The organism is Poriferisphaera sp. WC338, from assembly GCF_050931845.1.
Lineage (GTDB): Bacteria > Planctomycetota > Phycisphaerae > Phycisphaerales > Phycisphaeraceae > Poriferisphaera.
This window is the reverse complement of record NZ_CP194516.1, coordinates 2,999,490-3,011,642: the sequence shown is the minus strand read 5'-3', so window position 1 is coordinate 3,011,642 and position 12,153 is coordinate 2,999,490. Positions and strand designations below refer to the sequence as shown.

Here is a 12,153-nt window from a genome sequence, read left to right as displayed (position 1 = left end):
GCAATCAATTTGGCAGAAGGATTAGCGGCTAATCGATATAGAAAATTGCCAGCCAGATCGTCTTCTCGGTCTCACTCGTCCAAGCCACACGGTGCCGATGGTGAGCTGGAATCAGTATCGCATCTCCCGCTTGCAAAGCCACCTCTTCCACGGTCCCGCCTGGCTTTTCAAATGCGAGTTTCGCCGCACCTGCCAGCACCATCACCCACTCATGCTCATCTTGGTCATACCAAAACATTTCGTCCGAGCAGTGTCCATCTGACACAATTCGCTCTACTCGAAACGCCTTGCCCCCTAACACTGTTTCCATCACTTCTGCTGGCAGCTTCCCCGTCACGCACTTCAGCATGTCCATCTTCTGGATCATCACATCACCCGCATCCTCTCATCTCAAAATAAAACAAAGCCCACTGTCTCCAGCAGGCCTTGCGCGTTTCATTGCCCCGTTCAATAAGCCTTAGTGAATCGGCTTATTTCTTTATTTCCTTAGCTTTGTCCTGAGCTTTGTCCATATGCTCATTGGCTTTCTTCTGCGCTTCATCTGCTTTCTTCTGAGCGTCGTTCATCTTTTCATTCATGGCGTTCTTCTGCTCAGTGGTTGCTTCTGGAACGCCATACCCTGCGGTCGCTGGCTCTTCCTTCTTGCAGCCAACCAAACCAAGGCTCAAAACTGCAACAATCATCATTGTGAAGTACATCTTCTTCATGGTTAAATCTCCTGTTGTGTAGATCCCTGTCATCTGCCCTTGTATCGGCAATCAGTGTTTATTTGTCTCATTGTGCGCAATTGACGTAAAAAGCACAACTCCTTCCCTCAGCTTTTATGTCTACACCCCTTCGCGGTCATCGATCTTATCCGCCTCAAGTTCCCAATTCCCTTCCCAATACCACCGCTCACTATCAAACGATTGCTTATCGCTCCAGTTCTCATCCCGCAGCATCGGCATCCGTGGCCGGTCTTCCATTCTCGCCCCCGTCACCGTTCGCCATGCCGTGAAACGTTGATATAGCATCACATTTGTGCCGAAAACAATCAGCAAAAACACCCCAACCAGATGCATATTCTGTTTCATGAACCAACCACAACCGGACCCCGCCTCCGGAAATCAATCATCCGGAAGTACAAACCCCACACATTCCAATCAGCCAGATTGACCCGCAATCAATCCCGCCTTCGGAACCCCCGCCACGCCGCTTCCCTCTCATCGGCCTCGCCCCCCATCCGTCATCACCCTCTGCGGACTTATCCCTACACCAACATCAGCTTTGATCGCACATCATTCTTACTCGCTCCAAGCTTGCGGGTTCTACCAGAGGGATTTGATCAGCTGTACAGAAGATGGTTATTTGCGCCCTTGACCCGCTTCCGGGGGTCGCAGCGCCGCCAAAACTTCGATCAACATGCTTTGTAACTCACCTCGATTCATCCGACGGACCATCGTCACCACTTCGCCCGGTAACGTTGCTGGCTCAAAATCATCCAACAACACCTCCCGCGGCAGCATCAACAACAAACTCAGCAATTCAAGATCATCTCGGCCGCTCCGCCCCATAGAATCCTCCAAATCTTGTGCCTTAAATGGGTGCAGGATGTGCGGAGTATAGCCTGTTTCCATTATGGGTACAAGTGCACAACAATCTCTTGCTTATAAGAAGTTGCAGAAGCGGTTGCGTTCATGGCGCGAAGCTGCCGAACTAACACAACGCGATCTTGGCGATATTCTCGGCAAGCCACATAGCTACGTACATAAATGTGAGACTGGTGATCGTCGCATTGATCCGGTGGAGTTGATTCATTGGTGTCGCGCTTGCGAGATCAATCCCACCACCGCTATCAAGCAACTCGCCAAAGACGTGAGATAAATTCATGTTCTCTCTCACTCCAAGCCCACGGGTTCCACCCGTGGGGTCTCTTAATGTGCTCCACGACCGACCCCACCCGCAGAGCGGATGGGCTTGATCAAAGTTCAAGATTCAGATTCCCCGGCCATCAATGAATAAACCGCGGCCCCTTCACGGATATGATTCATGATGTATTGTGATGTGTTCTTAAAATGCCGCTCGTTTTTCATACAAATCACTTTTCCCGACTTGGCCCACAGTTTGCCAGAAGATTCATCACAGAGATGCTGTTCTTTGAGCTTCGTGATGGCCCATCGTTTGCATTTTCCGATGAGCGTCATGATCTGCGGTTTATACTGTTTATCATTCATCTCAAACTGTGCCAGCAGATGCATATGCTGCTTTGCAACAGCAATCTCATTTACAGTAATCCCATAATGCTTAAGTGATTCTGCAAGAGCTGAACATACACATTTGCGCTGCGGCAGTGTAAGCCGAACGGCTTCTCTCACCATCAATGATTGTGAATATTCATGCAAGCTTTCAAATTGCCCTGCTGCTGGGCGATTTTTGTAATCACCTTCACAGTGTAATTTGTGCCCGCGTGTTCTGAATCCCCTCGGATCGCCCGGCAACCATGAGCCATATGTCCCGAAAATGACGTGATACCAATCTTTCGCCGCCTCGCTATTCATGTCCATAGATTATCAGATTGGATCTGTGCATAACAGTGTTTCAATAAACAGACTTCAAGCCCGCGGCTTCCAGCCGCGAGGATTCTTATACTAAATAATCCTATGGTTAAAAAACGGCTACCCCGCTTTCACGAAGTAGCCGCAATTGGTTTTGCGATAAAGCAATTTTTGGATGTTTGAGCCATCAATCTTAATGATTGATGATCTATCGTTGGTTACTGATTTTAGTAACCCATGTCACCCATGTCCGGCGCGCCGGCGGCGGCCTTCTCGTCCTTGATTTCTGTGATCACTGCATCCGTCGTCAAGAGCAGACCGGCGATCGAAGCCGCGTTCTGAAGTGCGGTGCGCTCGACCTTGGTCGGGACCAGAACGCCCATCTTGATCATGTCGCCGAACTCAGCGGTCAGTGCGTTGAACCCGTCGTTCTTCTTCGCATTGATGACCTTCTCGCAGATGACCGAACCATCGTGGCCGGCGTTTTCTGCGATTTGTTTCACTGGAGCAGTGACTGCACGACGAACAATGTCCACGCCGATGACTTCATCGCCGACAAGGCCTTCGATGTTGTCTAGTACTTTGCGAGCACGCAGAATTGCAACGCCGCCGCCTGGAAGGATGCCTTCCTGAACCGCCGCGCGGCTTGCATGCATCGCATCTTCAACACGAGCCTTCTTCTCTTTCATTTCAGATTCAGTTGCAGCACCAACATTGATCTGTGCCACGCCGCCGCTGAGCTTCGCAAGACGCTCTTGCAGTTTTTCACGATCATAATCGCTGCTGGTTGCGTCGATTTGGCTCTTGATCATCTCGATACGGCCCTTGATGTCGCTGGTCTTGCCGGCACCTTCAATAAGGGTCGTGTCGTCCTTGGTGAGGACAGCCTTCTTCACGCGGCCGAGGTCGGTGAGTTCGAGCTTCTCAAGATCAATGCCGAGCTCTTCCATAATCGCGCGGCCACCAGTCAGGGTCGCAATGTCTTCAAGCATCGCTTTGCGACGATCGCCAAAGCCCGGTGCTTTCACAGCCGCAACCTTCAACACGCCACGCAAACGGTTCACGACGAGTGTTGCGAGTGCTTCGCCATCAATGTCTTCAGCAATGATCAAAACAGGACGGCCTGCTTCAGCGATCTTGCCAAGAATCGGGACGAGATCTTTCGCACTGCTGATCTTCTTCTCGTGGATAATGACGTAAGCGTCTTCGAGATCGCATTCCATGGACTTGGTGTCGGTGACGAAATGCGGGGAGAGGTAGCCCTTGTCGAACTGCATGCCTTCAACGAGATCGACATAGGTTTCAAGGCTCTTGCCTTCTTCAACGGTGATCACGCCGTCCTTGCCGACCTTGTCCATCGCTTCAGCAATAATGTTACCAATGGTAACGTCCTGATTAGCAGAGCATGTGCCGACCTGAGCGATCTCTTCGTTGTTAGAGACTTTCTTCGACATCTTGGCGAGTTCTGCGACGGCTGCATCGACAGCTTTGTCGACACCACGCTTGATCTGATTGGCGTTTGCGCCGGCGGTGATGTTTTTGAGGCCTTCTGCGAAGATAGCTTCGGCGTACACGGTGGCGGTGGTGGTGCCGTCGCCTGCGTCCTTAGAGGACTTGGAAGCGACTTCCTTCACCATTTGAGCGCCGATGTTTTCCAGTGCATCATCGAGCTCGATTTCGTTGGCCACGGTTACGCCGTCTTTGGTGACGGTGGGCGAGCCGAAGGATTTTTCGAGGACAACCACGCGACCGGACGGGCCGAGAGTGGTCTTCACTGCTTTGGCGAGCTTGGACACGCCGCGACGGATCGCTTCGCGTGCTTCGTTATCAAATTTGATTGACTTTGCAGCCATGATCTAGGAACTCCAATTTTGAGTTATTTGTTATTTCTGATGGTTCTACATCAACGTGGCTTGCACGTTGTAAAACTTCTAGGTCCGGGGTTTCCGGAGGCAGGGGATTTAGTCGACGACGGCGAGGACTTCGTCTTCGCTCATGACCATGTATTCTTCGCCATCGATCTTGACTTCGGTGCCGCCCCATTTGTTGAGGATGATGGTGTCACCTTTTTTGACGGTGAAGTTGGCACGCTTGCCACTGTCAAGAAGTTTGCCGTCGCCGATGGCGATCACTTTAGCTTGCTGTGGTTTTTCTTTGGCGCTTTCAGGGAGAAAGATGCCGGACGCTGTTTTGGAAGCTGCTTCGAGTCGTTTGACAAGGATCTTGTCGCCGAGTGGTCTTACCTTCATGTTTAGGTCTCCTTTGTTTCGTGTTCATCCGCAAGCCATGTGGATTGCATTATGTTTAGGGTTAAGCCGCGTCACGTTGTGTGAAGCGACGGTTCATGTTTCAAATCGAAAAATCATCCCGAGGTTTTTGTTCTGGCCAGTTCCCGTCATATTGCCGGTCCATCAATCGTTGAATGACTTCGAGCAGCAGCTCAAGTTGCACGGGTTGATTTACTTGCTGGTTGATGACGGAGAAGGCGCCCATGCGGAGCGCGTCATTGAGTGAGCGTTGGATTTGCCGTTCGGTGAAGGTGCGGCTGTTCACGATCACGATGGGCGGGCTTGCCGGGAGGCGAGACAGAACTTCGAGCAACCAGAGTCCGCCTGGGATGCCGGTCGCAGTGGTCGCGCGATTACTTGTATCTTGCGGTGTTGAGAGATCAATCAGCGCGGCATGGATATCGGTGTTATGGGTGATGTCGATGGCTTCGCGGCCGGTGCGGGCAACGATGGCTTCGATGCCTTGCGGTCCGAGGAGTCGGGGGAGTTGACGGGTCCAGTGTTCGATGGCGTGCTCGCGGTCTTCGGTGAGCAGAACCTTAAAGCGTGGTCCGTGGGGCAGATCGGTAGGCGCGCTATGCGATGGCTGCCGGTTTCGGCCGGGGGTTCGCCTGGGGTCGTGTTGTGGGCGCATGTCCACCATAGGAGGAAGACAGATGCAAGGGCGATACCAATACGGAGTGGGTAGGAAATGGATGTAAGTATTTGTTATTTAATTTGTTATATCTTAATGGCGTTTAGGGGGAATGTGCAATTACTGCCTCGAGACCGGGGTCTCGGGTTGTGGGGTGCCGTTTTGGCAGAGATGCTGATGGCCGAATTATGGTTCTTCTGGGCAGGGGGTTATGTGATCTGCCAGTTTTTGATGGTGTCGACAACAGTGTCGAGCATGTTAGAGATGTTCTCGTGCTGCATGGCAGGCATGGGCATCATGACCACGATGTCGCCGAGGGGGCGGATGATCAAGCCACGATCGCGCATGGCTAGACACACGGCAGCACCGGTACGTTTGGAGAAGTCGAACAGCTCTGCGTTGTTGCGATCTTTGCAGAGTTCAATCCCAACCATCGTGCCACGCTGGCGGACATCCATGACGTGATGGCAATCGATCAATTCACGAAGCCGCTGGTTGATCATTTCGGCTGATTTTCGGGCGTGGTCTAACACATGGTTAGAGGAGAAAAGTTTGAGTGAGGCGATGGCCGCAGCGCAAGCGAGGGGGTTGCCTGTGTATGTATGTCCGTGATAAAGAGTGCGGCGTTCGAGGACATCATCGCCGGCAAAGGTTTCTTCAATCTCGTCGCTGACCACCGTTGCTGCTAGTGGCAAATATCCCCCTGTAATGCCCTTGGCGAGACAGAGGATGTCTGGTTTTACGTTGTCATTCTCGACAGCAAACATGGTGCCCGTTCGGCCGAAGCCAACAGCCACTTCATCCGCGATGAGCAACACGCCGTATTTTTTTGCGAGATCGCTGACACCTTTAACAAAGCCTTCTGGCTGGCTTACCATGCCTGCGGCACCTTGCATCACAGGTTCAATTACGATTGCGGCGGTTTCATCGGCTTCCTGTTTCAGAATTAATTCAAGGTGGTTCAAGCAATAATCACGCAGTGTATCGTTGTAGCTTTTGTCTTCGCTTGGCCAAACGCCATCAGCATAGCAATCACGTGGTGGCTTAAGATCACTGTCTTTGGGCGGTCGACAACTATCCGGCGATGCAAATGACTTTACCGGAAACACCATCGATAGAAATGGCTTGTGAAAAAGTTCGCTGTAACCGACGGACATAGAGCCGACTGTGTCGCCGTGGTACGCCCCGGCCAAGCCAATAAATTTTCGTTTTTCCGGCTTGCCCTTGTGATACCAGTATCCCACCGCCATTTTGAATGCCACCTCAACCGCAGTCGCGCCAGCATCTGAATAAAAGACTTTGTTCAAATCACCCGGCGTGATCTCGCACAACATTCGTGCAAATTCAATGCTCGGCGGCGATGCCAATCCCAATAATGTTGTGTGTGCAATTTGATCCAGTTGTTCACGCACTGCATCATCGATTTCCTTCACACGGTGCCCATGCACATTGCACCATAAGCTCGAGACACCATCGAGATGGCGATTACCATCGGTGTCGATTAGAAAATCACCATCACCGGACGCGATTACGAGCGGCTCCCGTTCGCGCCAATAGCCCATCGGGGTAAACGGGTGCCAAACATGTTCGTGATCCAGCTCAATCCATTTTTTTGTGTCATGCGTTTCCATCTCCCAAGCATAGCAGCCCCTATCCGGCAATGCGACGCGCCGTAGGGGCTGTCCCGGAGCGCCGAATGAGCGATCCAACATCCGATAAATTAATCAGCGTACCATCATGCCCTATCCAATTTCTACACATCTGGTCGATATGACAGGCATACGTTTGAGGCCACTAGTACGGGTCGCAAAATTTGGTCGTTGACCGCATGAAAACTGTTTTCCGGGTAAAATCTCCCGGTGTTATTTCAAACAAATTACCATCAGCACAGATTGCTAAGCTCATGAAACTCAGCGTTGTCATCCCCGTTTATAACGAAGAGAAAACGATCGAGAACATTGTTGATCAGGTTCAGGCTGTTGATATCGACAAGGAAATCATTCTTGTCGACGATTGTTCATCTGATGATTCGCGTGACAAGCTTAAAGAGCTTGAAGCTAAGCATGGCAATATTCGCATTGCCTTCCATGAGCATAATCAGGGTAAAGGGGCTGCATTGCGCACCGGCTTCCAAGAAGCCAAGGGTGAGCTGGTGATCATTCAGGATGCTGATCTTGAGTATGACCCAATGGAGTACCATAAACTGATTGGGCCGATTGATTGTGGGAAAGCTGATGTTGTGTATGGTTCACGTTTTGCGGGTGGTGAATCGCACCGTGTGCTCTACTTTTGGCATTCGATGGGTAATAAATTTCTTACATTGCTTTCCAACATGTTTACCAACTTGAACCTTACTGACATGGAAACATGTTACAAACTGTTCAAGCGCGAGATTATTCAGGACATCAAAATCCAGGAAGATCGATTCGGTTTTGAGCCTGAAATTACCGCAAAACTGGCACGTAAAAACTGCCGTATCTTTGAGGTGGGGATCGCCTATAACGGGCGCACCTATGAAGAAGGTAAGAAAATCGGTTGGCAGGATGGCTGCCGTGCTATTTGGTGCATCATAAAATACAACGTGTTTAAATGACGGTTCAATCAATAACAAGCGGCTTGGTGGTTAGGCCAACTTGTTTCGCATGACGTGTCGCAGTGTCGGCGTAGCAGATGTCATCATCATACTCACAATCATTGATCGCGAATGCATCATGGCGAGGCCGTGCAATGATGGTTATGCGCACCTCGTTATGGATACTGTTGCCGCTTATTGTGTTTACTTGGCTATGCATGCCGGTTGTATTTGACTTGCTCCCCGCTTACATGTCATATCTTCCTGAGAGCTATCAGCCTATTCGTGCTCTCAAATTTTACTCAACCTTCGGCAATTCATTTCACAAATATGGTCCACTACCTAACTTGCTTCTTGCGCCTGTCTACCTGCCTATGCTCGCCTATTGGTATTTCACTGGTTCGCTTACGAATCCCAGCGGCGATTTCCCTTACGGACTGCATTATCCGCTTCAGCAACTCTCTGCGCTCGTCTTTGCTGGTCGCATCACCTTCCTCATTCTTTCGCTCGTAATCCTCGCAATTTTCATGTACAGCTGTCGACGTCTTACCACGAACCGCCATCTTGTCGCTTTTGTTTTTTGTCTTTTTGCCTTCAGCAACATTTATTTGATCCGTTTTGCGGTCAATACTCGGCCGGATGGCCCCATGATCCTCTTCATCGCACTGGCTTTGGCCTGTTATTGCCGTATTGTTTTCGATCGTCTTACCATGAAGCGTGCTGTGTGGATGTCCATATTCGCCTCATGCGCGATTTCCTCCAAGGAACTTGCTGGTCCACTTTTCGTTCTTCCCTATCTCGCGCTGATCCCCTTCTGCTGGTGGCAACTTAAAGGTAATTCAAACCGCAAACTGTTTTTGATCAAATCCATGATCGCGTCTTTTCTTGCAGGTGTGATCACTTATGCACTGCTCAGCATCATCTATGCTCCGCGTATCTGGTTTGATCGCATTTTCCATTGGACCGGCGGGATTGGAACATCATCAGCTGTATGGGGTGGAGGGCTTGATTCTGGGCAACTTTCCTATGCAGGCTACTTCGGTCAGATTGCAGTGGCCATGCTTGATAATCTCGGTCCGGCTGGTGTTATTGTCTTTGCTTTTGTACTGCTGTTCGTTCTCGTCTTTCGACCACGTCATTGGATCATGCTTGCACTGCCACCACTCAGTGTTCTATTCCTTGGCGTGTTGCCCATCGGTTATGTCGTTGGTCGTTTCTATATGGTCTTCTTTTTTGCGTGCATACCGTTATTGATTGTGTTTTTTGATCAGATTTATCAGAAGCTTTCCCATTCGTCGCGTGTCATCTTCAATGTGGCCATGCTTTTGTTGGTCGTGACCAATTTTTACTGGGCATTATTCTTGCATATCCAATTAGCAGGTAGTACCCAGCATGCCATTGAACATGATCTGCGTGCACACTACGGTAAGTCAACCACCGTCAATATTCTCAGTCTTACTCCCGGTATCGAAAATAAAAACCGCATCGCCATGCTTGGCTATCACTTCGATCCGCAGTCAATCGCACAGATTGAACAAACAAAACCAAATCATCGCCCTGAGGTTATTTATGCTCCTAACGGCTTATACCATTTCATTCTTGATGCACACGAGTTTCCCGCACGAGCCGCGATGTTCCGAGATGAATTTTTCTTAGATGTTCAATACTTTCAAAGCCTGGAACAACTCGGATACACCCGTGTCCGCACACTGCAGCCACAGTGCCCTCGCTGGTTTCTCTTTGATCGTATGCCCGTCGTCCAAGATTGGTTGACACGTCAAACGGTTTACGTTTATGCGCGAAATCCCAATGCCATTCGAGAGGCCGATCCCTCCTGAATAATCAAGTATTTTTCTGAGATTTTTAGGTTTCCCACGGCCTTTCCCCCGCCCCTATATTGTCCGCTTAATTCTCGCTTACATCACTTGGCGGTCGCCTCGTCCGCGCCTATACTGGCTATGCCTGTGTGTACCCTTTTTTTGCTCAATTCGGCTAATGCAAAGGAGTTCACCTATCATGCCCACCTATACCACTTCGGACATACGAAATATTGCACTTGTTGGCCACGCCGGTTCAGGAAAGACGCTTCTCGCAGAGGCACTTCTCCATAAAGCCGGCGTGATTGGTTCTATGGGGACGATTGAAGCGGGTGACACCGTTTCTGATTTCACCGATGAGGAAAAACACCATCAGCATTCACTCGCATCATCCGTCATGCACTGTGATTATTCCGGCAAGCATATCAACATCGTTGATACTCCCGGTATGCCCGACTTCCTCGGGCACGCAGTTTCCATGTTCCCCGCCGTCGAGACCGCATGTGTTGTCATCAACGCTGCCAACGGGATCGAACCCCTTACGCGCCGCATGATGGAGCGTGCTGCAGAGCGAAACCTCTGTCGCATGATTGTCGTTAACAAAATTGACCACGCAAATATCAATCTCTCACAGCTTCTTGAATCCATTCAAAAAACCTTCGGTAAGCAGTGTCTCCCCATCAACCTCCCCGCAAACAATGGTACCACCGTCGTCGACTGCTTCTTCAATCCCTCCGGTGACTCTGACTTTGGCTCCGTTGAAGATGCGCATACCGCTATCATCGATCAAGTTGTCGAAGTCGATGAGGAACTCATGGAAATCTATCTTGAGCAAGGTGAGGTGAAGCCTGATCAGCTACATGAGCCTTTTGAAAAAGCCCTCCGTGAGGGACATCTTATTCCTGTGTGTTTTGCCGCTGGCGCACCGCACGGAGCTGCTTCTGTAGGCGTCGATGAACTGCTGGATGTCTTTGCGAAGCTCGCACCCAATCCCACCGAAGGCAACCCACGCCCTTTCATCAAAGGCAAGGATAAGGACCACGAAATCCATGCCGATCCAGATCCAGCTAAGCATGTACTTGCCCACGTGTTTTCCATCAAGATTGACCCCTATGTCGGCAAGCTTTGCGCATTTCGTATTCACCAAGGCACAGTCACCAAAGAATCACAGCTTTACATCGATGATGTGAATATTGGTGAATCTAAGAAACCCTTCAAGGTTGGCCACCTATTCAAGCTTCAAGGTGCTAAGCATGTCGAGATCAAGCAGGCTATCCCCGGCGACATCGCTGCCGTTGCGAAGATTGAAGAAATTCACTTCGATGCAGTGCTGCACGATTCACATGATGAGGACAACATTCACCTCTTGCCGCTGTCCTTCCCTGAACCGTTGGCAGGATTAGCGATCTCGCCCAAGAAGCGTGGTGACGAGCAGAAAATTGCTGATGGTCTACACAAGTTTCAGGAAGAAGATCCTTGCTTTAAGGTCACCCGTGATTCAACCACACATGAAACCGTGATCCGCGGCCTAGGCGATCTTCATCTGCGCATTATCCTCGAAAAACTAAAAACGCGTTATAACGTGGAAGTGGATACCAAGCCACCGAAGATTGCTTACCGTGAAACGATCCTTGGCAAAGCAGAAGGCCATCACCGTCATAAGAAACAAACAGGTGGAGCAGGTCAGTTCGGTGAAGTGTATCTTCGCATTGAGCCGCTCAATCGCGGTGATGGCTTCGAGTTTAAAAATGATACTTTCGGCGGGTCTATTCCTCAGCAATTCATCCCCGCCATTGAGAAGGGGATCCGCATGGTGCTTGAGAACGGCGCTATTGCTGGTTATCCATTCCAAGACGTGAAAGTCTCTGTGTATGACGGTAAGTATCACGCGGTGGACTCGAAGGAAGTCGCTTTTATTGCTGCAGGCAAACGTGCTTTCCTTGATGCGGTTCAGAAGGCAAAACCAGTCATTCTTGAACCGATGGTCAGTATCGAAGTCACCGTACCTAATCAGCACATGGGTGACATTACTGGCGATCTTTCCGGCAAACGCGGTCGCATCCAAGGCACCGACATGTTGCCCGGCGATCAAGCCATGATCAAAGCCATCGTGCCTCTGTCCGAAGTGGTGAACTACCAATCGCAACTTAAATCCGTCACTGGTGGACAAGGTTCCTTCTCGATGGAATTCGATCATTATGATCCTGTGCCGTCGAACATTCAGCAGCAGGTGATGGCCGAGTACAAGCCGCAGGAAGAAGAAGATTAACATTCATAATCTTCATTGCGCCACTTGATGTGTTCGATG

At 50.3% G+C, this 12,153-nt stretch carries 13 protein-coding genes; 4 read left to right on the top strand and 9 right to left on the bottom strand.

Going from position 1 to position 12,153, the window contains the following annotated elements; genetic code table 11:
- Window positions 1-28: 28 nt before the first annotated feature.
- The 4 genes from ACQ6WK_RS12350 to ACQ6WK_RS12335 all read right to left on the bottom strand — a co-directional run bounded on the left by ACQ6WK_RS12350 (window position 29) and on the right by ACQ6WK_RS12335 (window position 1,553).
- A complete protein-coding gene (locus ACQ6WK_RS12350) occupies window positions 29-355 on the bottom strand; it encodes a cupin domain-containing protein (RefSeq protein ID WP_432800401.1) in 327 nt (108 codons plus the stop codon).
- Window positions 356-470: 115 nt separating this feature from the next.
- Window positions 471-707, bottom strand: a complete 237-nt coding sequence (locus ACQ6WK_RS12345; RefSeq protein WP_432797685.1) for a hypothetical protein — start codon at window positions 705-707, stop codon at window positions 471-473.
- A gap of 120 nt (window positions 708-827) precedes the next feature.
- A complete protein-coding gene (locus tag ACQ6WK_RS12340; RefSeq protein WP_432797684.1) occupies window positions 828-1,073 on the bottom strand; it encodes a hypothetical protein in 246 nt (81 codons plus the stop codon).
- Between the two features lie 270 nt (window positions 1,074-1,343).
- Entirely contained in the window at window positions 1,344-1,553 is a 210-nt protein-coding gene (locus ACQ6WK_RS12335) for a hypothetical protein (protein WP_432797683.1), read from the bottom strand.
- 64 nt (window positions 1,554-1,617) lie between these two features.
- On the opposite strand from ACQ6WK_RS12335, the gene ACQ6WK_RS12330 reads away from it, so the two are divergent.
- On the top strand, window positions 1,618-1,863 hold the full coding sequence (locus ACQ6WK_RS12330; RefSeq protein ID WP_432797682.1) for a helix-turn-helix domain-containing protein: 246 nt from the start codon (window positions 1,618-1,620) through the stop codon (window positions 1,861-1,863).
- Window positions 1,864-1,967: 104 nt separating this feature from the next.
- Here the strand turns inward: ACQ6WK_RS12330 and ACQ6WK_RS12325 are convergent, their stop codons facing one another.
- The 5 genes from ACQ6WK_RS12325 to bioA form a co-directional block, all read right to left on the bottom strand.
- Window positions 1,968-2,543, bottom strand: coding sequence for a transposase (locus ACQ6WK_RS12325; RefSeq protein WP_432797681.1), 576 nt, complete (start codon window positions 2,541-2,543; stop codon window positions 1,968-1,970).
- A gap of 218 nt (window positions 2,544-2,761) precedes the next feature.
- Window positions 2,762-4,387, bottom strand: a complete 1,626-nt coding sequence (gene groL / locus ACQ6WK_RS12320; RefSeq protein ID WP_432797680.1) for a chaperonin GroEL — start codon at window positions 4,385-4,387, stop codon at window positions 2,762-2,764.
- A 108-nt stretch (window positions 4,388-4,495) separates the two neighbouring features.
- Window positions 4,496-4,783 carry a co-chaperone GroES gene (groES, locus tag ACQ6WK_RS12315; RefSeq protein WP_432797679.1) on the bottom strand — a complete coding sequence of 96 codons (288 nt, stop codon included), beginning with the start codon at window positions 4,781-4,783 and terminating at the stop codon, window positions 4,496-4,498.
- A 100-nt stretch (window positions 4,784-4,883) separates the two neighbouring features.
- Window positions 4,884-5,456 (bottom strand): hypothetical protein, encoded by a 573-nt coding sequence (locus ACQ6WK_RS12310; RefSeq protein WP_432797678.1) that lies wholly within the window; start codon window positions 5,454-5,456, stop codon window positions 4,884-4,886.
- 209 nt (window positions 5,457-5,665) lie between these two features.
- Complete coding sequence (gene bioA, locus ACQ6WK_RS12305; protein ID WP_432797677.1) at window positions 5,666-7,087, bottom strand: adenosylmethionine--8-amino-7-oxononanoate transaminase; 1,422 nt, start codon at window positions 7,085-7,087, stop codon at window positions 5,666-5,668.
- Between the two features lie 272 nt (window positions 7,088-7,359).
- Here bioA and ACQ6WK_RS12300 point away from each other — a divergent pair, with 272 nt between their 5' ends.
- The 3 genes from ACQ6WK_RS12300 to fusA all read left to right on the top strand — a co-directional run bounded on the left by ACQ6WK_RS12300 (window position 7,360) and on the right by fusA (window position 12,114).
- Window positions 7,360-8,049 carry a glycosyltransferase family 2 protein gene (locus ACQ6WK_RS12300; RefSeq protein ID WP_432797676.1) on the top strand — a complete coding sequence of 230 codons (690 nt, stop codon included), beginning with the start codon at window positions 7,360-7,362 and terminating at the stop codon, window positions 8,047-8,049.
- 77 nt (window positions 8,050-8,126) lie between these two features.
- Window positions 8,127-9,866 carry an ArnT family glycosyltransferase gene (locus tag ACQ6WK_RS12295; protein ID WP_432797675.1) on the top strand — a complete coding sequence of 580 codons (1,740 nt, stop codon included), beginning with the start codon at window positions 8,127-8,129 and terminating at the stop codon, window positions 9,864-9,866.
- 178 nt (window positions 9,867-10,044) lie between these two features.
- Complete coding sequence (fusA, locus tag ACQ6WK_RS12290; protein WP_432797674.1) at window positions 10,045-12,114, top strand: elongation factor G; 2,070 nt, start codon at window positions 10,045-10,047, stop codon at window positions 12,112-12,114.
- The last annotated feature ends 39 nt before the right edge of the window (window positions 12,115-12,153 follow it).